The organism is Micromonospora sp. NBRC 107095 (genome assembly GCF_030269705.1).
In the GTDB taxonomy this organism is placed as follows: domain Bacteria; phylum Actinomycetota; class Actinomycetes; order Mycobacteriales; family Micromonosporaceae; genus Micromonospora; species Micromonospora parva.
In genome coordinates this window covers 1929194-1951414 of the sequence record NZ_BSTU01000001.1, presented here as the reverse complement: position 1 = coordinate 1951414, position 22221 = coordinate 1929194, and the positions used below count along the sequence as shown (strand labels likewise).

The following is a 22221-nucleotide window of genomic DNA, read 5'->3' as shown; positions in this document are numbered from 1 at the left end:
CCGGCCCGCCCACCCCCGTTGATCATGAAGTTATTGCCCTCCGCCTCGGCGTGTCACGGCAACAACTTCATGATCGACGAGGTGGGGGTGGGGGCCCGGGGGGGAAGGGGGGAAGGGCGGGGGTTAGGCGGAGGCTCGGTGGACCAGTTGGGTGTCCAGGAGGATGTGGGAGGCGGGTAGCTCCTCACCACGGATCCGGGCCACCAGCAGGCGGGCCATCTGCCGGCCCATCTCCTCCACCGGCTGGAAGACGGTGGTCAGCGGCGGCTCCGCCTGACGGGCGATCGTCGCGTCGTCGAAGCCGATCACCGCGACGTCCCGCGGCACCCGCCGGCCGGCCTCGCGCAGGGTCCGCAGCGCGCCGAACGCCATCAGGTCGGAGGCGACGAACACCGCGTCCAGGTCCGGGCAGACGTCCAGCAGCCGACGCATGCCGGCCGCGCCGCTGCCCTCGCTGAAGTCGCCGTACGCGATCAGGTCGGGGTTGACGGTGGCCCCGGTGGCCTTGACCGCCTCGGTGTAGCCGGCCAACCGGGCCAGACCGGCGCCCATGTCCTGTGGACCGGCGATGGTGGCGACGCGTCGCCGCCCCTGCCCCGTCAGGTACTCCACCGCCTGCCGGGCACCGCCAACGTTGTCCACGTCGACGAACCAGGCCGGTTGGGCGCCGGGTTGCAGCATCCGCGCGGGCCGACCGCCGAGCACGGCGGGCAGGCCGCGCTCCTCCAGCAGCGTCGGCAGCGGGTCGGAGTCGTGCAACGACAGCAGCAGGACGCCGTCGACGTGTTGGTTGGTGAGGTGGTGCTCGACCCGCTCCCGTTCCACCGGCGACTGCGCCATGGCCAGCCAGAGCTGCATCGGCGTCTCCAGCAGTCCGGAGCTGATCCCCCGCACGATCGAGGCGAAGAACGGCTCGGTGAAGACCCGCTCGCCGGATTCGGAGACCACCAGCGCGACCGAGTCGGTCCGCTGGGTGACGAGCGCGCGCGCGGCCCGGTTCGGCACGTACCCCAACTCGGCGATGGCCTGTTGGACCGCGGCCCGGGCCTCCGGGCTGACCTGGGGCGAGCCGTTGACCACGCGGGAGACCGTGCCCCGACCGACGCCGGCACGCGCCGCGACCGCGTCGAGGGTCGGGCGCCCGAGCGACCGGGTGCGCTGCGTTGTCATCGTCTGCTCCTCCGACGGCGGGCGGACCCGGCGCCACCTGCGGGAGGTGGACGCCGGGGCCGTCCTGATGGCTGGCCCGAGCCTATTGTGCGGCCAGACCGTTGCGCCGGATCACCGAGGCGTACCACTTGGCGCTGGACTTGGGGGTGCGGACCTGACTGTCGTAGTCGACGTGGATCATGCCAAACCGCTTGGTGTAACCCCAGGCCCATTCGAAATTATCCATCAACGACCAGGCAAAGTATCCCCGCAGCGGCACCCCGGCGTCGATCGCCTCGTGGGCGGCGCGCAGGTGGGCGTCGAAGTAGGCCAGCCGATCGACGTCGTCGACCTGCCCGTCGACCACCGAGTCGACGAACGCGGAACCGTTCTCGGTGACGTACAGCGGCAGCTCGGTGTAGCTGTGCACCCGACGCAGCGTCTCGGTCAGGCCCGGGGCGTCGATCTCCCAGCCCATGTCGGTGACCGGGACGCCACGGGTGACGAACCGGACGTCCTCGCTGCCCGGCCAGCACGAGGGGGCCGGGTCGGCCGGGACGTCCTCGACCGGCGCGGCGACGACGTGCCGGCTGTAGTAGTTGACCCCGACCAGGTCCAACGGCGTGGAGATGGTCGCCAGGTCGCCGTCGCGCACGTGGTCGAAGTCGGTCACCGCGCTGAGGTCGGCAACCAGGTCCTCCGGGTACGACCCGCGCAGCAGCGGGTCCAGGAAGAAGCGGTTGGCCAGCCCGTCGATCCGCCGGGCGGCGTCGCGGTCGGCGGGGGTGTCGCTGGCCGGGTCGACCGGGTAGAGGTTGACGGTCACGCCCACCTCGGCGGCCGGGCGGGCGGCCCGCAGCGCCTGCACGGCCAGACCGTGCCCGAGCATCAGGTGGTGACCGGCGCGCACCGCGTCCGCTCCGTTGGTGCGGCCGGGGGCGTGCACCCCGGAGCCGTAGCCGAGGAACGCGGAGCACCACGGCTCGTTCAGCGTGGTCCAGTAGCGCACCCGGTCACCGAGCGCGTCGGCCATCACCGTCGTGTAGTCGGCGAAGCGGGCCGCGGTGTCCCGGGCCGGCCAGCCGCCGGCGTCCTCCAGCGGCTGCGGCAGATCCCAGTGGTAGAGGGTGAGCCACGGCTCGATGCCGTTGGCCAACAGCTCGTCGACCAGCCGGCGGTAGAAGTCCAACCCCTGCGGGTTGACAGCGCCGCTGCCGGCGGGCTGCACCCGCGACCAGGAGACCGAGAAGCGGTACGACTTCAGGCCCAGCTCGGCCATCAGCGCGACGTCCTCGCCGAGGCGGTGGTAGTGGTCGCACGCCACGTCACCGGTGTGCCCGGCGACGACCCGGCCCTCGGTGTGACTGAAGGTGTCCCAGATCGACGGGGCGCGGCCGTCCTCGGCCGCCGCCCCCTCGATCTGGTACGCCGCCGTCGCGGCCCCCCAGAGGAATCCGGGCGGAAAGGTCAGCCCGGGGCGCTCGTCGAGGACGTCGACGGCGGGTGGGCTGGCGGGGTTGCTCACGACTTGACGGCACCTTCCATGATCCCGCCAATGATCTGACGGCCGAACACGAGGAAAACAATCACCAGGGGGATCGTGCCGATCGCCGTGGCGGCGAACACCTGGGAGTAGTCGGTGTAGTAGGCGTACGAGAGGAAGGAGAGCGAGACCTGCAGGGTCGGGTTCTCCGGGGTGAGGATGGCGTACGGCCAGAGGAACGAGTTCCAGGTCTCCATGAAGGTCAGCAGACCGAGGACGCCGGCGGCGGGCCGCAGCGCGGGCAGCACGATGCTCCAGTAGATCCGGAACGTGCTCGCCCCGTCGACCCGACCGGCCTCGATCAGCTCGTCGGAGATCGCCTGGCTGGCGTACTGCCGCATCATGAACACGCCGAAGGCGGTGACCAGGAACGGCACGGTGACCGCGTAGAGGGTGTCGTACCACCCGAGGTCCTGCATCATGCCCCAGAGCGGGATGAGGCCCATCTGGGTCGGGATCATCATGGTGACGATGATCGCCAGCAGGAGGACGTTGCTGCCGCGGAACTTCAGCTTGGCGAAGGCGAACCCGGCCAGCGAACCGGTGAGCACCACCGAGACGGTGACCACCGAGGAGACGATGATCGAGTTCATCATGCCGGTGAGGAAGTTGGCGGCGTCGTTGTCGAGCACCCGCCCGAAGTTGTCACCGAACGCGCCGCCGGGAGTCAGCGGCGGCGGCACGTCGTTGATGTTGTCCAGGCTGCGGGTGCCGATCACCAGCATGTAGTAGAACGGGTAGATCGACAGCAGCGCCGCCAGGACGAGCGCCACGTAGGTCAGCGGGCTGGTGCGCCACAGGCGCTGGGAAGCCGAGATCATCGATCTCTCCTCACTTCGCCGAGCGGCGGACGAGTAGGAAGTTGAACAGCGACACCACGATGATGATCATGAAGATCGCCCAGGCCACCGCGGCTCCGTAGCCGGCGCTGTTGAGGTTCACGATGCCCATCTCGTACATGTACATGGCCAGCGTCTGGAACTCCCGCTGGTTGCCGCCGATGATGTTGCCGTTGCCGAAGAGCAGCGGCTCGGTGAAGAGCTGCATGCCGCCGATCGTGGACAGGATGACCACGAAGATGAAGGTGGGCTTGAGCATGGGCAGGGTGATCTGCCAGAACTGTCGCCACGGACTGGCACCGTCGATCTCCGCGGCCTCGTAGAGGTCCTTCGGGATCGCCTGCATGCCGGCGAGCAGGATCAGGGTGTTGTACCCGGTCCACCGCCAGTTGACCATCGAGGAGATGGCCGTCCAGGAACTCCACCGGTGCCCGTCCCAGTCGACCGGATCGACACCGACGAAGCTGAGCAGCCAGTTGAACAGGCCGAACTCGCGCTGGAACAGCATCCCGAAGACGATCGCGACCGCGGCCACCGACACCACGTTCGGCATGAAGATGGCCATCCGGAAGAAGGTCTTGGCGCGCAGGAAGGTCCGGTTGAGCAGGTTCGCCAGGAAGAGGGCGAGCAACAACTGCGGGATGGTCGACAGGGCGAAGATGCCGAACGTGTTGACCAGCGCGTTCCAGAAGTACTCGTCGGACACCAGCCGGGTGTAGTTGTCGAAGCCGATGAACGTGTGCTCGCCGATCATGTCCCAGTCGTGCAGTGACATCCAGGCGGTACGCAGCATCGGGTACAGCCCGAAGATGCCGAAGATCAGGAAGAACGGGGCGATGTAGAGGTACGGCGAGTACTTGACATCGAGGCGGTTGAGTAATCTCCCCCGGCGACGCCGAGAGACGTCGGGAGAAGGCGGTGCTGCTGGCGACGGCCGTGCCGTCGTGGCCGACAGGCTCATGCGAATTTCCTTTTCCGGCGAGGCCCGGGGGCCCTCGCGCAGGGCGCTACGCGGAGGGGACCGGCCGGTGGCGTCCGGGAAGTCCCGAACGCCACCGGCAGGGAATCACTCAGAAGGCACCCTGAGTCTTTGCGTCCTTCGTGAACTGCTCCCAGGCCTTCGCCTTGTCGGCCTGCCCGTTCTCGAACGCCCGCAGGGCCGGCTCGAGCGCGTTCTCCTTGACCGCCTGGTGCTTCGGGCCCAGGTGGATCGGCTGGATCTTGGCGACGCTCTCACCGAAGATCTTGCCGGTCGGCGCGTTGCTGAAGTACTCGTTGGTGTAGCCGAGGAACGCCTCGTCCTTCAGCGCCTCCAGGTTGGTGGGCAGCGGGCCCTTGAGCTTGAAGGCCTCCACCTGGCTCTTGGCGTTGGTGAGGTACTCGGCGAGCTTCGCCGCCTCCTTCGGGTACTTGCTCTGCGCCGGAACCGCGAGCCACGAGCCGCCCCAGTTACCGCCGCCGCCCGGCACGGACGCGACGTCCCACTTGCCCTTGTTGGCCGGACCGGAGTTGTCCGAGACGATGCCGAGCATCCAGGACGGGCAGAAGGTCGCCGCGAAGGTGCCCTGCTTGAAGCCACCCGACCACTCCGGCGACCAGGTGGACGCCTTGGCGGAGATGTCCGCCATCGACGTGGCGGTGTCCCAGGCGTTCTTCACCGCAGGGCTGGTGTCCGCGATGATGTTGTCTTCCTTGTCGTAGAACAGGTCACCGTTGCCCTGGAAGAGCACACCGTTGGAGACGGCGGTGATCGAGTCGATGAACGCCTTGCCGCCGCTGCCCTGCTTGTACTTCAGACCGGCGTCGTGGAAGCCCTTCCAGTCCGGCCAGAGCGCCGACACCTGGTCGCGCTCGGTGGGCAGGCCGGCCGCCTGGAACAGGTCCTTGCGGTAGCAGACGGCGAGGCTGCCGACGTCGGTCGGCAGGCCGATCAGCCGACCGTCCGGCGCCTTGCCCAGCTCCCACTTCCAGGGCAGGTACTCCTTCGAGTGGTCCCCCACCAGCGGCGCGAGGTCCTCCCAGTTGCGCGCGTTGGGCTTGAACTCGTTGAGGATGCCCTCTTCCAGCGCGGTGACGTCCGCCGCGCCCTTGCCGGTGGCCAGGTAGCGGACCAGCTTCGGCCGGTACTCACCGAGCTGCGCGGTCTTGCGCAGCTCGACCTTGATGCCGGTGTCCTTCTCGTACTGCTTGACAAGCTCGTCGTAGCCCATCTCGCCGAACGTGTCGACGACCAGCTTGGCCGGCTTCTCGCCGGCCGCCGGCTTGTCGTCGTCCTTGCCGCAGGCCGCGAGACCGCTGATTGCGGTGATCGCGGCCAGGGCAGTGGCTGCTAGGCGGGTACGCCGCGTGGTGACACTCATGCGCTGACCCCTCTTTCCGGTGGTGAGGCTGGATGGGTGTGGTGGGGGGGTGCCCGTCGCGCCAGGCCGGGGATTCGTGAGTGAGCCACGCCACCTCCGGGAGCGCTCCCATGAGATTGCCGGCGGGTAACGGGAGTGTCAATAGGGCGATGGGAGCGTTCCCAGATCGTTACCGCTGATCACTCGGGCAACAGGCGTCCCATCGACACCTCCCGCAACCGGGCGGTTCAGCAGAAGCGGCGCAGCAGCGTGGTTGCCCGGTCCGGGTCAAAGCCCGACGGGTCGAAGGCGGCGCCCGCCCAGTCGCGCAGCATCGCGTGCCGGGAGCTGACCAGGTCACCCGCGTCGGCCTGGTCGTCCAGCGCCTCCAGGAGCGCCTGATAGCCCACCGGCCCGCCGATACCCTCCGGCGGGCAGGCCCGCTCGCCGGCCAGGCAGACCGGGTACCGCTCGTCGGGGTCGGCGGTCAGCGCGTCCTCCACGACCAGGTCGTGCTCCCACCAGTCGCCGAAGTCGTACGTGTAGGAGAACCGACTGCCCTTGCCGAGCACCGCGTCGAGCCGCACGTCCAACTCGTCGTGCAGCGCCAACTCACCGTCCGGGTCGGGCTCGCCGTACTGCATCGCATCGATCTCGAACGAGTGCAGGTGGCAGTCCCGCCAACCCATCGCGTGCTGCGCCACCCGGTGCAGCCGGTCCAGCGTGTAACCGGCCGGCACGAGCACCCGGCGCCACACCGGCGGCCGGGTCCCGGCGAGGGACATCTTCAGCTGGAAGATCTGACGCGGCATGCTGTCCTGTCCTCCCGCGGCTTAGGCTGCGAGCATGATCTGCCGAGCGTGCCGGGCCCGGCGACACGACGAGTGCCCGGGCCGGAACTGGTGCGACTGCCAGCACCGTACCGCCGAACCGACCCCTCCGGTCACCGGTCCGGCCGGCGAATGACCGTCAGAATTCCGATCCGACGGCTCTGGCCCGAGCCGTCGACGCAGCCGCTCGACGACGCCGCGCTGACCGTCCTCTACGGCCGCGCCGACCAGCCCCGGCTGCGAGTGAACTTTGTGACCAGCCTGGACGGCGCCGTCAGCGTGGACGGCTACTCCGCCGGGCTCTCCGGCGAGCCGGACAAGCGGGTGTTCGGCCTGCTGCGGATGGCCTGCGACGCCCTGGTGGTGGCCGCCGGCACGCTGCGCCACGAGGGGTACCGGGCGGTCCGCCTCGACGAACGCCGCCGCGCCTGGCGTCAGGCCAACGGACTGGCCGCGTACCCGACGCTGGTGGTCGTCTCCGGATCGCTGGACCTGGACCCGGCGCAGGCCGCGTTCGCCGACGCACCGACCCGCCCGGTCGTGCTCACCCACGCCGACGCCGACCCGCCGCCCGGACTGACCGACGTCGCCGACGTGCTGCGCTGCGGCACCGGGCGGGTCGACCTGGCCGCCGGCCTCGCCGAGCTGCACCGCCGCGGGCTCACCCAACTGCTCTGCGAGGGCGGCCCACACCTGTTCGGCGCGCTCACCGCCGCCGACCTGGTGGACGAGCTGTGCCTCACCGTCTCGCCGCTGCTCGCCGGGCCCGGCCCCGGCCGGATCACCGCCGGCGACGTCACCGCGCCCCGGCATCTGCCGCTGCGGCACGTGCTCGCCACCGAGGACGGCGTTCTCCTGCTCCGCCACGCCCGCCAGTAGGTCCCTCCGACGCCCGTCCCCGGCGGCCGGATTCCCGACGCGACTTCCGCCCACCTGGTGCGCCCGGTCGAACACCGAGCGTCATGAGTGTGACGGCGCATGGTGTCGTCCGCCGCGTCGCGTGGCGACCTGTCGTACTCCTCGGGCACTATGCACGTCATGCGCGCCGACCGTGATGCCCGAGCGACAGGGGTCGCCCGATGACCGACGCCGACCTCGACAACCCTGGCGAGGCGGTCGGGCGGGTGCTGGGCACCGCCGACGCCACCCCGTTGCAGTTCTGGACGGCCGTGGCGCCCGGCAGCTACCTCCAGCTCGACGACGTGGTGGTCACCCGACGCGACCTGCCCGACCGCGAGCCGGTGACGATCGCCGGGGTGGTCACCCAGGTCCGGGCCCGGCACGAGGGCGCCCAGTTCGACTCCGACGTGTTCGCCATCGCCGACGGCACACTGCCGGCGATGGTGCAGGAGGCGGCCGAGGTCACCACCACCCGGGTCGACCCGGAGCTCTACGTGCCGCCGACCCCGGGCGCGGTGGTGCACCGGGCCGAGGGTGACGCCCGGGCGCGCGCGCTGCACTTCGACCGGATGGAGCGGCGCATCCCGATGGGCATGGGTCGCGACGGTGTGCCGGTCTATCTCAACGCCGACTTCCTCGACGGCAGCCGGGGCGCGCACGTCTCCATCTCCGGCATCTCCGGGGTGGCCACCAAGACCAGCTTCGCCACCTTCCTGCTCTACTCGGTGTTCCGCTCCGGGGTGCTGGGCGGCGACGCGGTCAACGCCAAGGCGCTGATCTTCAACGTCAAGGGTGAGGATCTGCTCTTCCTCGACCACCCCAACACGCGCCTCGACGAGCCCACCCGCGCGGCGTACGCGAAGCTCGGGTTGAGCGCGGGCGCGTTCCCCGACGTGCGGGTGTACGCGCCACCGCGGGTCGGTGACGCGGCCGGCACGCCGGATGTGAGCAGCCGGCTCACCGGCGTCGACAGCTTCTACTGGACGCTGAGCGAGTTCTGCACCGACCGCCTGCTGCCGTACGTGTTCGCCGACGCCGACGACGAGCGCCAGCAGTACACGATGGTGGTTCACTCGGTGGCCGCGCACCTGGCCCGCTACGCCCAGCCCGCCGACGGCGGGGTGAGCATCGACGGGGTTCGGCTCGGCTCCTACGGTGACCTGGTCGACCACATCGTCGACCAACTCAACGACGACGAGACCCGCTCCGACTGGGCGGGCAGCGCGGTGGGGCTGGGCACCGTCAACGCGTTCGCCCGGCGGTTGATCGGCAGTAAGAAGGACCTGGCCCGGCTGATCCGTGGTGACCTCGCGGCCCGCCGCCCGCACTCGATCAACACCAGCGAGTCGGCGCAGGTCACGGTGGTCGACCTGCACAACCTGCCGGACCGGGCGCAACGGTTCGTGGTCGGTGTGACGCTGAAGAGCGAGTTCGACCGCAAGGAGAAGTCCGGCACGGCCAAGCCGCTGCTGTTCGTGGTCCTCGACGAGCTCAACAAGTACGCCCCACGGGAGGGCTCCTCCCCTATCAAGGAGGTGCTGCTCGACATCGCCGAGCGGGGCCGTTCGCTCGGGGTGATCCTGATCGGCGCGCAGCAGACGGCGAGCGAGGTGGAGCGGCGGATCGTCACCAACTCGGCGATCCGGGTGGTCGGTCGGCTCGATCCGGCCGAGGCGTCCCGCCCGGAATACGGCTTCCTGCCGCCCGCGCAGCGCCAGCGGGCGTTGCTGGCCAAGCCGGGCACCATGTTCGTCAACCAGCCGGACATTCCGGTGCCGCTCTGCCTGGAGTTTCCGTTCCCGGCCTGGGCCACCCGGGTTTCCGAGGCGGGCCGGGCACCATCGGAGACGCTGCGCTCGATCACCCAGTCCGCCGACCCGTTCGCCGTGGTGGGCTCCGGCGGCGGCACCACCGACGACGACATCCCGTTCTAGGGGGCCGGCAACCCATGAAGATCCTGCACACCTCCGACTGGCATGTGGGCAAGGTGCTCAAGGGGCAGTCCCGGGCCGACGAGCACAAGGCAGTGCTGGCCGGCGTCATCGAGATCGCCAATGCCGAGCGGCCGGATCTGGTGATCGTCGCCGGTGACCTCTACGACACCGCCGCGCCCAGTTCGGAGGCGACCCGTCTGGTCACCCGGGCGTTGACGGCACTGCGGCGGACCGGCGCGGACGTGGTGGCGATCGGCGGTAACCACGACAACGGCCCCGCGCTGGACGCGCTGCGCCCGTGGGCCGACGCCGCCGGCATCACGCTGCGCGGCGGGGTACGCGAAAATCCGGACGAGCACATCATCGACGGCACCACCGCCGGTGGCGAGCGGTGGCGGCTGGCCGCGTTGCCGTTCCTGTCCCAGCGGTACGCGGTGCGCGCGTTGGAGATGTACGAGCTGACCGCCGCGGAGACCAACCAGACGTACGCCGACCACCTGGGCCGGGTGCTGGGGCGACTGACCGAGGGGTTCACCGAGCCGGACCGGGTGCACCTGGTCACCGCGCACCTGACGGTGACCGGCGCGGCCACCGGTGGCGGCGAGCGCGACGCGCACACGGTGTTGGGTTACGCGGTGCCGGCCACCGTCTTCCCGGCCACCGCGCACTACGTGGCGCTGGGTCACCTGCACCGGGCGCAGCGGGTCGCCGGCCCCTGTCCGGTGCGGTACAGCGGCAGCCCGCTCGCTGTCGACTTCGGGGAGCAGGAGAACGTCCCCTCGGTGACGATTGTCGAGGTGACGGCCAGCACCGCCGCCCGGGTGCGGGAGGTGCCGGTGACGGCGGCGAGCGCGCTGCGGACGGTACGCGGCACCCTGGCCCAGCTCGCCGAGATCGAGGCGCCGGACGCGTGGCTGCGCGTGTACGTGCGGGAGCAACCGCGTGCCGGCCTGCGCGAGGAGGTCCAGGAGCTGCTCCCCCAGGCCCTGGAGATCCGGATCGACCCGGAGCTGGTGGCCGCGCCGGGCAGTGGCACGCGCATCGCCCAGCGCTCGGGGCGTTCGCCCCGGGAGTTGTTCGCCGACTACCTGAACAGCCGGGGCCACGCCGACGAGGGTGTCCGGGAGCTCTTCGACGAGCTTTTCGAGGAGGTCGAGCACTGATGCGTCCGATGCGGTTGGACATGGCCGGGTTCACGGTCTTCCGGGACGAGACCACAGTCGACTTCACCGACGCCGACTTCTTCGCGCTGATCGGCCCGACCGGTTCGGGTAAGTCAACCGTGTTGGACGCGATCTGCTTCGCGCTGTACGGCATGGTGCCCCGCTGGGGCGGCGCCCGGGGGTTGGCCAATGCTCTCGCCCCGTCGGCGACCGAGGCGCGGGTGCGGTTGGTCTTCGAGTCCGGCGGTGCCCGGTACGTGGCGACCCGGGTGGTCCGCCGGGACGGTCGGGGCAACGTGAAGACCGCGAACGCCGGGTTGCAGCTGATGCCGGCCGGCTTCGACGTGACCAAGCTGGACACCGGTCTGAGCCCGGACGACCTCGGCGAGGTGGTGGCCGGCACTCCCGCCGAGATGGAGCAGGCGGTGCTGGAGGCGGTCGGGCTGCCGTACGAGCAGTTCACCAGCTGTGTGGTGCTGCCACAGGGGCAGTTCGCCGACTTCCTGCACGCCAAGCCGGCGACGCGGCAGCAGATCCTGGTCAATCTGCTGGGCCTCGGCGTCTACGAGGACGTGCAGAAGAAGGCGACGGCGCGCGCCGCGCAGGCGGAGGCCCGGTTGGAGGCGGTCGACCAGCTGCTCGCCGGGTTGACCGGCGTGGACGACGAGGCGTTGGCCGAGGCCGACGCCCGGGTCGCTCGGATGACCGAGCTGGCGGCCGCGGTGGCCGAGGCGGTGCCGGAGTTGGCGGCGGCGCGGGTCACCGCACGGGAGGCCGCGGCGGCGCTGACCGCCCTGGACGACGAGCTGACGGTGCTGACGGGGGTGCGGGCGCCGGCTGGGGTGGCCGCTGTCGCCCGCGCGGTCACCGCGGCGCGGGCTGAGGCGGAGGCGGCGGCGACCGGGGTGTCGCTGGCCGAGGAGCGGGAGGAGAAGCTGCGCGGCGAGCTGGCCGGCGCCGGTGACGAGAGCGCGCTGCGCCTGCTGCTGCGGGCGTACGACGATCGGGACCGGCTGGCCGGCGAGGCCGACACGGTCCGCGAGGCGGTGCGCACGGCGCACGGCGAGCACACCACGGCGGTGGCGGCGCTGGCCGACGCCCGTGCGGTCGCCGAGCGGGCCGACGCGGAGCTGGAGGCGGCCTTCCGGGCGCACGAGGAGGCGAAGGCCGCCGACCTGGCGGTCAGCCTGCGGGTGCACCTGCATGTGGGCGCGGCGTGCCCGGTGTGCGAGCAGCCGGTGGCCGAGGTGCCGGCGGTGCCGGCCGATTCGGCGGTGGCCGCCGCGACGGCGGCCGGCAAGGCCGCGCGGGCCGCGACCAAGGCCGCGCAGGAGACGGTGCGGCAGCGGGACGCGGCGGCGCGTGAGCTGGAGCGGCTGCTGGTGCAGGCGCGGGCCCGGCAGGAGCAGTTGGAGGCCCGGCTGGCCGAGCTGGACGGGCAGCTTTCCGGGGCTGCCGAGCCGGCCGTGCTGCGCCGGGAGTTGGCCGAGCACGCCCGGTTGCGGGGCGCGCTGGACGAGGCGGCGACGGCGGTCCGGGCCGGTCGCGAGACCGCTCGCCAGGCCCGAGCCGCTGTGGATGCCGCCGAGGAGCGGCTGCGGGCGGCGTGGCGGGCCTTCGACACCACCCGGGACGGGTTGGCCCGGTTCGGTCCCCCGGCGACCGACCGGGACGATGTGGCCGCCGCCTGGTCGACGCTGACCGGCTGGGCGACCAGTGAGGCGGACCGTCGCCGCGCCGACCGGGACGGTCGGGCCGCTGCCGTGGCGGCGGCCGAGTCGGTGGCCGACGGGGTGCAGCGGGCCATCGCGGCCATCTTCGCCGACGCCGACGTGTCGGTGGGGGACGATCCGGTGCACGCGGCGACGGTGGCGGTGGAGCGGGCCGACGCCGACCGGCGGCGGCTGCACGAGCGTCGCGAGCAGGCCGGCGCGTTGCGCGAGCAGCGGGCGGGGCACGAGCGGGAGGCGCAGGTGGCGCGCGCGCTCGCCGGGCACCTGCGGGCCAACAACTTCGAGCGGTGGTTGCTGGCCGAGGCGTTGGACCTGCTGGTGGACGGTGCGTCGGGGATTCTGCGGGAGTTGTCCAACGGGCAGTACGAGCTGGTGCACGACAAGGGCGAGTTCGTCGTCGTCGACCACCACGACGCCGGGCTGCGTCGGGGGGTGCGCACCCTCTCCGGTGGTGAGACGTTCCAGGCGTCGCTGGCGTTGGCGTTGGCGCTCTCCGAACAGTTGGCCGGGATGTCCACCACGGCGGCGAGCCTGGAGTCGATCGTCCTGGACGAGGGTTTCGGCACCCTCGACGCCGCCACGCTGGACACGGTGGCGGCGACCCTGGAGAACCTGGCGGCCCGGGGCGATCGGATGGTCGGCGTGGTCACCCACGTGCCGGCGTTGGCCGAGCGGATCCCGGTCCGCTTCGAGGTGCGCAAGGACGCCCGCTCGGCCCGGGTGGAACGGACCGGCCGGTGAGCGCGAGGAGTGCAGCGAAGCGGAGCCCCGCAGTCGCGAACGAAGGACCAGCCCGGTGAGCGCGAGGAGTGCAGCGAAGCGGAGCCCCGCAGTCGCGAACGAAGGACCAGCCCGGTGAGCGCGAGGAGCGCAGCGCGGATGGGACGGGCTGGCCGGTGAGTGACGCCGCGTTCTTCGTGGACTCGTGGGATCCGGCGTACGGGGCGTCGTTCGAGGCGTCAGCGGCCGGCCCGGCCGCGCCGAGCAGCGCCCAGGTCGACGCGGACGTGGAGCTGCCCGCCGTGGACTGGCGGGCGATCGGGGTACGCCCCGGGGTGCGCGCACCCGACGTGGTGTTGCTGGTCGACGGGGTGCGTCGGATCGACGCGAGCATCTGGACGGCCGAGACCGACGGCGGGTCGTTTCCCGGCTTGGCCGCCTCGTACGCGGCCGGGGTGGTCCGCTGTGACCTGGGCCGGGGCGCGGCGCAGTTGGCGGGCACCCAGGTTGGCAGGGGGCTGTTCACCGCGAGCCCGTCGGCGCAGGATGTGGTGGCGGGCGCGATCCGTTACCCGGTGCACCGGGTGGGTGGCACCGGTGAGTTGGCGAAGCTTCCGGCCGCCGTGCAGGGTCCGCTGACCGCGTTGGAGGTGGCGGTGTCCGACGCGGCCCGGGTCGACGGTGACCTGTTGGTGGTGGACGGCCCGTTGCGCAGTCGTCGGCAGTTGCCGCGCACTCTGGGCTACATCAAGACGCAGCACAGTCAGTACCTGGATGCCCGGCTGACCGCCGTGGTGACCGGGATGGCGTCGGGTGAGCGGTCCCCGGTGTTCCGGCTCGGCACCGCCTGGGGTGGTTGGTCGTGGTATTTGCGACTGCCGGTGGCGATCGGCGCGCCGTGGGCGGGCATCGTCCGGGTGGAGTGCTCCGCCGACCTGCCGGTCGAGGCGGCGATCGAGCTGGCCGATCTGTCGTTGGTGACCCTCCCGCGCTTCGCGTCCACCCCGTACAAGGATCCGCGGGCCCCGCAGAATTTGATCCCGATCGCCGGCCTGGAGCGCCGACTGCGGGCCCTGCTGGGTGATTCCCGGCTGCTGCACCGCGCGTTGACCGCAGCGGCCCGCGCCGCCCGTTGAACGCGGATACTGGTTCCGATGGGGCGTAAACGGACGACTGACCGGGTGGTCGAGCAGGTGGACACCGGGCTGGCGGAGCTGGTGCCGGATCCGGACCGGGCCGGCTCGTGGACGTTGCTGCTGGATGGCGCGCCGCAGTCGCACGTCGATCTGACCGACCCCACTCACCTGGAGTTCGAGTACGTGCGTCGGCTGGCTGCGGCCGTGGATCTGGTCGCGCCGGCCGGTGCGCCGCTGCGGGTGCTGCATCTGGGTGGTGGCGCCCTGACCCTGCCCCGGTACGTCTCCGCCACCCGGCCGGGGTCGACCCAGCGGGTCTCCGAGGTGGATGCCGCGCTGGTGGAGTTGGTCCGTCGGGCGTTGCCGTGGCCGTCGGACCCCCGGTTGAAGGTTCGGGTGCAGGACGCCCGGGCGGTGTTGGCGTCGACCCGGGAGGCCAGCTACGACGTGGTGGTCGCCGACGTGTTCGCCGGTGCGCGTACTCCTGCCCATCTGACGTCGCTGGAGTACGCGGCCGAGGTGGCCCGGGTGCTCCGTCCCGACGGTTGGTATCTGGCGAACCTGGCCGACGGCCCGCCGTTGCGGCACGCCCGGGGGCAGGTCGCCACGGTCCGGTCGGTGCTGCCGCAGGCGTGTCTGGTCGGTGATGCGGCGGTGCTGCGCGGGCGCCGGTACGGCAATCTGGTGCTGGTCGCCGGGCGGTCCCAGCCGCCGGTGCCGGAGTTGACCAGACGGGCCGCCGGTGACTGGTTTCCGGGACGGGTGGTGGCCGGCGACGACCTGGACCGTTTCGCCGGTGGTGCGCAGGTCGTGCGGGACGCCGACGCGACGGGTTCGGATCCGCCACCGGCAGGGCTGTTCTCGGTACGCCGCTGATCGTCCACTCACCGGCGGGCGCGGAAGTTTTTTCGCCGTTTGTTGATCCGTTGGGACCGGTGCTGCGTACCACCGGGCGGCCCACCTCGTGGGCCGGCGTTGGTCACGGACATCCCGGAGGTCTGCATGCACGCGGTGGCGGCCGGTTGGCATGGCGACGCGGTCCGCGCTGACTGGTTGTCGGCGCGACCCTCGTCACGGTCGACCTCGTCTGCCCGGGGGGTCGACGCGAGAGCGACGTCTCGCCAGAATGGTCCGGTGACGCCGCGACCGGCGCCCGGACGCCATCAGGCGACATCAACCGAGGCCAGCCACTCCGACCAGTTGATCCGTCAGCTCTACGCCGAGCACGCCGGCCCGTTGCTGATGTTCGTCATGCGTCTCACCGGGGGGGACCGGCAGCGCGCGGAGGACATCGTCCAGGAGACGCTGCTGCGGGCCTGGCGCAACGCTCACCGACTGGGCGCCCAGGGGCAGGGTTCGTTGCGGCCGTGGTTGGTCACTGTGGCCCGCCGCATCGCCATCGACGAGCACCGCAGCCAGGAGGCCCGGCCGCCGGAGACGTACGACCGGGACCTCACCGCGTTCGCCGAGGCGGACAGCACGGACCGGGTGCTGCGCACCATGACGGTGGCGGACGCGCTGCGTACGCTCAGTCAGTCGCACCGGGAGATCCTGATCTCGACGTACTTCCGGGGGCGGACGGTGCCGGAGGCGGCCGAGGAGTTGGGCCTGCCGCTGGGCACCGCCAAGTCGAGGGTCTACTACGCGCTGCGCGCGCTGCGCACGGCTTTGCAGGAGCGGGGGGTGACAGAATGAGCCGGCCGGACCACATGGACGTCGCGGCGTACGCGCTCGGTGTGCTCGACGAGCAGGACACTGAGCGGTTCGAGGAGCATCTCGCCACCTGCTGGGCGTGCGCGGCCGAGTTGGAGACGATGGTGCCGGTGGTCGGGCTGCTCTCCGACATCGACGGCGAGACGATGATGGCGCTGGAGCAGACGGCGACGGATCCGGCCCTGCTGGACCGGACGCTCAGCGCGGTCCGGGCGGATCGGCGGCGTACCCGGTTTCGTCAGATGCTCGCGACGGCCGCCGCGGTGGTGGTCTTGGGCGGTCTGACCGGGTACGGCTTTGTCAGTGTGACGGGCAACGAGCAGCCGCCGGGGGTGCTTGCCGAGCCGACGCCGAGCGCGCCCAACGATCCGCCGACGAGCGCGCCGACGGCCGCGCCGAGCGGCCCGGGTGTGGGTGGCACCGAGGTGGAGGGTGACCAGGTCGAGGCGACCGACCCGACCACCGGTGTGCAGACCACCATGTTCCTGGTGACCAAGGACTACGGCACCCGGATCAATTTCAGCTTGCGGAAACTGCCCGGCCCGCGCGTCTGTCGTCTGGTGGTGGTGCGCAAGAACGGCAGCACGGAGGTCATCTCGAGCTGGTCGGTGCCGGATGGCGGCTATGGCACCAGCACCCGGCCGCAGGGGCTCGAACTGAGTGCCTCGACGTCGGCTCTGCCGGAGGGCATCAAGCAGCTCCAGGTGCAGTCGGTGGATGCCAACGGCGTGGCGAGTCCGCTGGTCACCGTGCCCTTGTAGGCGCGCCTTCCGCATCGGCGCCGGTCATTTCCACACTGACCGGCGCCGATCTGTCGTTGCGGACGGCATCCCCCGCGGGGCGTACGCAGCGCAGCCGGAAACGGTTCAATCGGTTTACGTGAAATTGACCACTGTTACTGCTTCAACCTTGACAGCCCTCTCCCCGTACCTATGGGTGAACTGTCAAGAATGAGGAGGGCACGTGGCACAGATGAAGCGGACCGTCATCGTCGCGAGCGCGATGGTCGCACTAACGGCCTGCGCTCCCGCGGGTTACGACCCCGCGAACTCGAGCGCGGCGGAGCCGGTCGCCGTCGCCGCGGCCGAGCCCACCGCGACGGTTGAACCTGAGGTCTCGGCGTCCGCGGAGGCGCCGGCCGCCGACGCGCCGCCCGCGGACGTCGACCTGACCGAGAAGTTGGTCGGTAAGAGCGTCGCCCGGATGGGCAAGGTGGTCACCGACCAGGACGGCTGGATCCTGTACCGCTTCGACAAGGACACCGCCGACCCGCCGTCGTCGAACTGTGTCGACAAGTGCGCCGAGGTGTGGCCCCCGGCACTGACCGACGGCAACCCGGAGCTCACCGGCGTCTCCGACGACAAGGTCGGCAGCGTGACCCGGCAGGACGGCACCCGTCAGCTCACCGTCGGCGGCTGGCCGGTCTACCGCTACATCGGTGACAAGAAGCCCGGCCAGTGGAAGGGCCAGGCTGTCGGTGGCACCTGGTTCGTGGTCCAGCCGGACGGCAAGAAGAACCTGAGCTGCCTGCCCAAGGGCACCCCGAAGGCGGTCGCGCCGCCGTCGGACAGCGGCTCCAACGACGCCGGTGGCTCGGGCTACTCGTACTGAGCCTGACCGCCCGCGAGGGCACGGTGGTCGGTCGTCGCCGGGGAGGGCGCGACCGGCCACCGTCGTGTCCGGGGTCGGTCAGGCCCGTTCCCACGGGCTCGGCACCGGGAAGTACGTCTCCAGGAACGGGATGAGCAGCGCCATCTGCGCGTCGAGGTCCTCCTCGACGGAGAACGCGTCGTTGAGGCAGAACACCTGCCGGTCCCGGCGGGCGAGCAGGTGCGCCAACCGGGCCGGGGTGTCCGGGTGGGACAGCTCGGCGATGGTGTACCGCAGGTCCCCCGGTGCCGCGCGTCCGGTGTGGAACGCGTAGTAGTGGTGCAGCGACGAGGCGATCGACAGGTCGTCCATGCTACGGAACTGACTCGCCGCGGTCCGCCGGTACTGCTGCGGGAACGTCTGCTCGATCTCCTGGAGCACGCTGCGCCGCAGCGCGTGCGGCATGTGCTTCATCTTCTGGGTCAGCACGGTGCCGAACCGCTCCGCGATCAACGCGCGGTTGTTCTTCCCGGCCGCCGAGGACGGGATGTCCCCGGCGGTGGGTGGCCCCGGCGGCACCAGCGCCGGCGAGGGGAAGAACCGGGAGATGCCGTTGGCCAGGAAGAAGTCCTGGGGCAGCACCTCGGTGCCGAGGAAGACGTCGTCGTTGAAGTACAGGAAGTGCTCGGAGAGCCCGTCGATGTGGTGCAGTTGACTCTCGATGGCGTGCGAGTTGTACGTCGGCAGCACCGTCGGGTCGGTGAAGATCTCCCGGTGGCTGACCACCCGCAGCCCGCTGGCGGACGGGTCCAGCCAGGCCGGCACCTGGTCGTCGGTCACCACGTAGACGTGGCGTACCCAGGGCGCGAAGAGGTGCAGCGACCGCAGCGAGTAGCGCAGCTCGTCGCGGCTGAGGAAGCGGGCCGCGTTGGCCGCCTCCGCGTGGTACGGCACCCCGGCCACCTCGGCCCGTCGCCGTAGCCAGGCCGGGTCGGTGCCGTCGACCCAGGTGTAGACCACGTCGACCGGGAACGGCACGTCGTCGGGGCGCGGTGCGGCGAACTCCGGACGGGTCCAGGCGGTGGCGGGCGCCGAGGGGGGTGCGATCCCGGTGAACCGCGACTCCGGTACGAGCACCAGCGGCGCCGCCACTGTCACCTGTTCGGCCACGGCGTTGGGCCGCGGCGCGACGAGCGTGTCACCCTCCCGGGTCCAGAACTCGACGTCGCACCCGTACGCCTGCCCCAGCACCAGCCGCCGCTGGGGGTCCGTCCAGTACCAGGTCAGCCGTACCACCGGGGCGTCCGCCAGCCGGTCCCAGGTCTTCGTCTCGAACCCGGCGGCCGGCTGGCCGGTGCTGTCCGGCACCGAGACGTAGCCGGGGACCCGGCCGCAGGCGGCGGCGAGCGCGGCACACGCCTGCGCGCGGTGCGTGGCCTCGACAGCCACCACCGACGAGCGGTGAGACTGCCCCCGCACCCGGAAATGGGGTACGCCGGCCTCGTCGAGCGCCGCCGTCACCGCGGTGAGATTGTCCAGCCGTGCCATCAGCGGGGTGACCGACGCCCCGATCCGGGCCACCCGGGGCCCCCGGTCGGCGGTGACGACCACCCGGTCCGCGCCGGCCAGCAACTCCGGCTGGCGGCGGGCCAGCCGCTCGCCCCGGCGCTCGGAGAGGTGACCGTCGCGGGCGGCCCGGGCGACCCACTGCTTCAGCTGGTGCCGGGCCCGGGGGCTCACCTTCGTCGCGATGGCACGCCGGGTCTGCGGGCTGAGCACCCGGCGGTACACCTCCACGAACCCGGTGGGTTCGGCCAGTGCCCGGGGTGGGTCCCCGTGCGGGGGCGTCGGGCCGGTCACTGCTGCGGACCCGGCAACGCCGCGATGGCGGCGGCCACCCGTTGGGAGTTGTTGCGGTCCTGAACGGCGAAGAAGTCGGCGGCCCGGCGCGAGTACTCCTCCTCGCGGACACAACCGTTCTCCAGGTAGCGGACGATCGCGGTCACCGTCTCCTGCGCGGTCGCGCAGACCGGGCCGAACCCGTGCTCACCGTGTTCGAAGTAGCCCTTGCGGTAGCCGCCGATGGAGAAGTACTCCTCCTTGTCGAAGTGGGCGTAGATCAACGGGGTGCCCAGGTAGGCGACGTCGAAGGCAGTGGACGAATAGTCGGTGATGAAGAGGTCGCACTGCCGCAGGGCGTCCTGCACGCTGCGCTGCGTCTGGTCCACTACGGAGAACGCGGGGTCCGCCGGCACCATCGCCGTCGACACGTTCCGCATCTCGTAGTGCGGAAGGAACTCCAGGGTGTACCCGTGCTGCCGCAGGCTGAGTCGCAACTCCTCACTACCGAACAGCTCGCTCAGGAAGCGGGCGTACGCGGACGTGTCGAACGGGAACCTGGGGCGCAGCGCGGGGTTGTACGAGGGGCTGACCAGGTAGCTGCGCCAGGTGGGCATCAGCAGGATCCGCCGGCCGCCCCGGTCCGGGACCAGTGCGTCAAAACGCGGGAACCCCAACCGCTGGGCCGCGTCGCCGTAGTCGAACTGCTTCGCCGCGTACTCGGCCTCCTGGCCGGCCGCGGCGACGAACAGGTCGACGCCGGTCTTGGCCCGGTGCAACCCGCCGCTGACGTCCTTGTCCGTGACGCCGTGCTGCAGGAAGACGCGGGCCGGGGCGATCCGCCAGTTGAGGTGCTTGAGGTACGCCCCCCGCTCCCAGCTGGACGGGAGCATGTAGGAGTCGATGTCGTAGGAGTTGATCAGCTTGCTGGCGTGCAGCATGAGGAACTTGTGCCGGAACGAGTCGTACGTGACGACATTGCCGAGCCCTCGCAGCCGCTCCCGGTCCGGGCTGTCGCGGGCGATCACGTAGTAGGCATTCCGCTTGCGCTCGACCTTGCGAAGGTGTCGGAACAGGTGCCAGGAGTTGTCCTGGGCGGTGTCCTTGCGCTCCCCGACGAGCCAGATGTCGCGCCCGCGCATCAGCGGCTCGGTGATCAGACGCAGCAGGCGCTGCTTCCAGAAGGGCCGGCGGGACACCACGTGTCGAAGGTCCTTGCGCACCAGCATCCGCCGCCACCGCCGCCGGCCGGCGGCGCCACCGCCCCGCTGTACCAGCAGAGTGGCGTTCTCCCGCCCGGCGAAGCCCGGCAGGATCCGGGTGTCCCCGGCGAGCTTCATCCCCGCGTCCCGCAGGAAGGCGGCGGAGATCAGACACTGCCGCGACGCCTGGCCCGTCTCGGTCAGGAAGACGAGCCGCAGGAGGTGGCTGCCGGTGCGCATCTGCGCGACGGGCACCTCGGCCACGAATCCGGACCACTCCCGGCTGTCGTCGGCGGACTTCAGGTCGCTGCGCCGCTCGATCGTGGCGGGCACCGTCAGCTTACTGCCCCGCAAGCGCAGCCCGAGGGGGGTACGGATCGGTCGGTGCATGGGCAGGCCGTTGATCTGCACATGCCCGGACAGCTTGAGGGCGTCACCCGACTCGGTCAGCCGCGCCTGTTCCAACCGCACCGACACCGCGCTGACCTTCGTCAACGGAAGCAGAGCCGGGGTGACCGGGTAATCGAGGTGCAGCTCGCCACCGCAGGCGACGACGCCCTGCACCCGCTCCCACGGGCGCGCGAACAGCTCGAAGTCGTACGTCTTGAAGGCGAGGTAGGCCACCCGGTGCCGGGTGTCAGCGCTCCAGCGGGCGATGAAGGCCGGATCGACGTCCTGGTAGATCTGCGTGCACTTCTCGAATATCCGCCACAGCGCGGCCTCGTCGAACAGGGTGTGCGCGCGCATCGCGAAACCCTGGTAGCTGCGCACCAGGAAGCGTTCCAGCACCTCGCGGCGGAAGACGTCCAGCTCGGGCCGGAGACCGGCGAGGGTTTCGCAGAGTTCCAGGTGGTCCCAGTAGTTCTGTTCCCGCAGGAACAGGTTGTCCATGATGGAGTTGCCGGTGTCCCGACGGCGGTACTGGTAGACCACCGTGTCGACCAGGGCGATGCCCTCGGCCTTGAGCAGCATCGGGATGGCCAGGAAGGCGTCCTCGAAGTGGACACCCTCGCGGAACCGCAGGCCGTGCTGTCGCAGTTGGGCGAGGTCGTACAGCTTGTGGCACGGGCCGGCGTCGAAGATCAGATCGGGTGCGTCGACGACGGTTTCCAGCAGCCGATCGCCCTTGCCGAACGGCTTCTTCCAGAGGAACGCGGTCGGCTTCGGAAAGGTGTCCATGTCGCCGATGGCGATGCTGGCCTTGTGGGTCACGATCGCCTTGAGTAGCACCTCGATGGCTCGCGGCGGCAACAGGTCGTCGGAGTCGACGAACGCCACGTACGGGGTGTCGGCGAGGTCGAGCGCCAGGTTACGGGCCGCCCCCGGCCCGCTGTTGGGCTGTTGCAGGGCGGTCACATTCGGGTGTTCCGCCGCGAACTGCTTGACCAGCAGGTCGGAGCCGTCGGTACTGCCGTCGTCGACCAGGATGACGTGACACTGACGGAAGACGGTCTGCGCGGCGATCGACCCCAGTGTCTCGGGCAGGTAGTCGACGACGTTGTAGACCGGAACGATGATCGTGACCTGCGGGGCGGGGTCTACCACTCTGGACTCCACGGGAAAGGGTGCGGGAAACGCGGGGGGAACATCG

Annotated in this window: 17 protein-coding genes; 9 read left to right on the top strand and 8 right to left on the bottom strand. The window is 70.9% G+C overall.

All coding sequences use genetic code 11. The annotated features are described in order from the left end of the window. Positions 1-123: 123 nt before the first annotated feature. The 6 genes from QSK15_RS09150 to QSK15_RS09125 all read right to left on the bottom strand — a co-directional run bounded on the left by QSK15_RS09150 (position 124) and on the right by QSK15_RS09125 (position 6682). The gene (locus QSK15_RS09150) at positions 124-1170 is read right to left on the bottom strand and encodes a LacI family DNA-binding transcriptional regulator (RefSeq protein WP_285793743.1); all 1047 of its coding nucleotides are present in this window, start codon (positions 1168-1170) and stop codon (positions 124-126) included. A gap of 82 nt (positions 1171-1252) precedes the next feature. Further along, positions 1253-2674, bottom strand: a complete 1422-nt coding sequence (locus QSK15_RS09145; RefSeq protein WP_285793742.1) for a GH1 family beta-glucosidase — start codon at positions 2672-2674, stop codon at positions 1253-1255. Then, positions 2671-3513: a carbohydrate ABC transporter permease gene (locus QSK15_RS09140; protein WP_285793741.1), complete on the bottom strand. Its 843-nt coding sequence runs from the start codon at positions 3511-3513 to the stop codon at positions 2671-2673. The genes QSK15_RS09145 and QSK15_RS09140 overlap by 4 nt, the downstream gene beginning before the upstream one ends. A 10-nt stretch (positions 3514-3523) precedes the next feature. Further along, entirely contained in the window at positions 3524-4492 is a 969-nt protein-coding gene (locus QSK15_RS09135) for a carbohydrate ABC transporter permease (protein ID WP_285793740.1), read from the bottom strand. 109 nt (positions 4493-4601) lie between these two features. Continuing rightward, complete coding sequence (locus tag QSK15_RS09130; protein ID WP_285793739.1) at positions 4602-5891, bottom strand: ABC transporter substrate-binding protein; 1290 nt, start codon at positions 5889-5891, stop codon at positions 4602-4604. Between the two features lie 227 nt (positions 5892-6118). Further along, the gene (locus QSK15_RS09125) at positions 6119-6682 is read right to left on the bottom strand and encodes a plasmid pRiA4b ORF-3 family protein (RefSeq protein ID WP_285793738.1); all 564 of its coding nucleotides are present in this window, start codon (positions 6680-6682) and stop codon (positions 6119-6121) included. A gap of 150 nt (positions 6683-6832) precedes the next feature. Here QSK15_RS09125 and QSK15_RS09120 point away from each other — a divergent pair, with 150 nt between their 5' ends. The 9 genes from QSK15_RS09120 (at position 6833) to QSK15_RS09080 (ending at position 17610) form a co-directional block, all read left to right on the top strand. Continuing rightward, a complete protein-coding gene (locus tag QSK15_RS09120) occupies positions 6833-7579 on the top strand; it encodes a pyrimidine reductase family protein (RefSeq protein ID WP_285793737.1) in 747 nt (248 codons plus the stop codon). Between the two features lie 200 nt (positions 7580-7779). Continuing rightward, the gene (locus QSK15_RS09115) at positions 7780-9534 is read left to right on the top strand and encodes an ATP-binding protein (protein ID WP_285793736.1); all 1755 of its coding nucleotides are present in this window, start codon (positions 7780-7782) and stop codon (positions 9532-9534) included. Positions 9535-9548: 14 nt separating this feature from the next. After that, positions 9549-10697 carry an exonuclease SbcCD subunit D gene (locus tag QSK15_RS09110; RefSeq protein ID WP_285793735.1) on the top strand — a complete coding sequence of 383 codons (1149 nt, stop codon included), beginning with the start codon at positions 9549-9551 and terminating at the stop codon, positions 10695-10697. Next, positions 10697-13171, top strand: coding sequence for an AAA family ATPase (locus tag QSK15_RS09105; RefSeq protein WP_285793734.1), 2475 nt, complete (start codon positions 10697-10699; stop codon positions 13169-13171). Before QSK15_RS09110 ends, QSK15_RS09105 begins: the two co-directional genes overlap by 1 nt. Positions 13172-13326: 155 nt before the next feature. Beyond that, the gene (locus QSK15_RS09100) at positions 13327-14286 is read left to right on the top strand and encodes a hypothetical protein (RefSeq protein ID WP_279518285.1); all 960 of its coding nucleotides are present in this window, start codon (positions 13327-13329) and stop codon (positions 14284-14286) included. A gap of 18 nt (positions 14287-14304) precedes the next feature. Further along, a complete protein-coding gene (locus QSK15_RS09095; RefSeq protein ID WP_285793733.1) occupies positions 14305-15162 on the top strand; it encodes a spermidine synthase in 858 nt (285 codons plus the stop codon). 126 nt (positions 15163-15288) lie between these two features. Beyond that, a complete protein-coding gene (locus tag QSK15_RS09090) occupies positions 15289-15981 on the top strand; it encodes a sigma-70 family RNA polymerase sigma factor (RefSeq protein WP_130399796.1) in 693 nt (230 codons plus the stop codon). After that, positions 15978-16760, top strand: coding sequence for an anti-sigma factor family protein (locus QSK15_RS09085; RefSeq protein WP_285793732.1), 783 nt, complete (start codon positions 15978-15980; stop codon positions 16758-16760). The genes QSK15_RS09090 and QSK15_RS09085 overlap by 4 nt, the downstream gene beginning before the upstream one ends. A 202-nt stretch (positions 16761-16962) precedes the next feature. Then, positions 16963-17610, top strand: coding sequence for a hypothetical protein (locus QSK15_RS09080; RefSeq protein ID WP_030336186.1), 648 nt, complete (start codon positions 16963-16965; stop codon positions 17608-17610). A gap of 78 nt (positions 17611-17688) precedes the next feature. On the opposite strand, the gene QSK15_RS09075 is transcribed toward QSK15_RS09080, so the two are convergent. Then, entirely contained in the window at positions 17689-19449 is a 1761-nt protein-coding gene (locus QSK15_RS09075; protein ID WP_285793731.1) for a stealth family protein, read from the bottom strand. Beyond that, entirely contained in the window at positions 19446-22175 is a 2730-nt protein-coding gene (locus QSK15_RS09070; RefSeq protein ID WP_285793730.1) for a bifunctional glycosyltransferase/CDP-glycerol:glycerophosphate glycerophosphotransferase, read from the bottom strand. The genes QSK15_RS09075 and QSK15_RS09070 overlap by 4 nt, the downstream gene beginning before the upstream one ends. Positions 22176-22221: the final 46 nt, after the last annotated feature.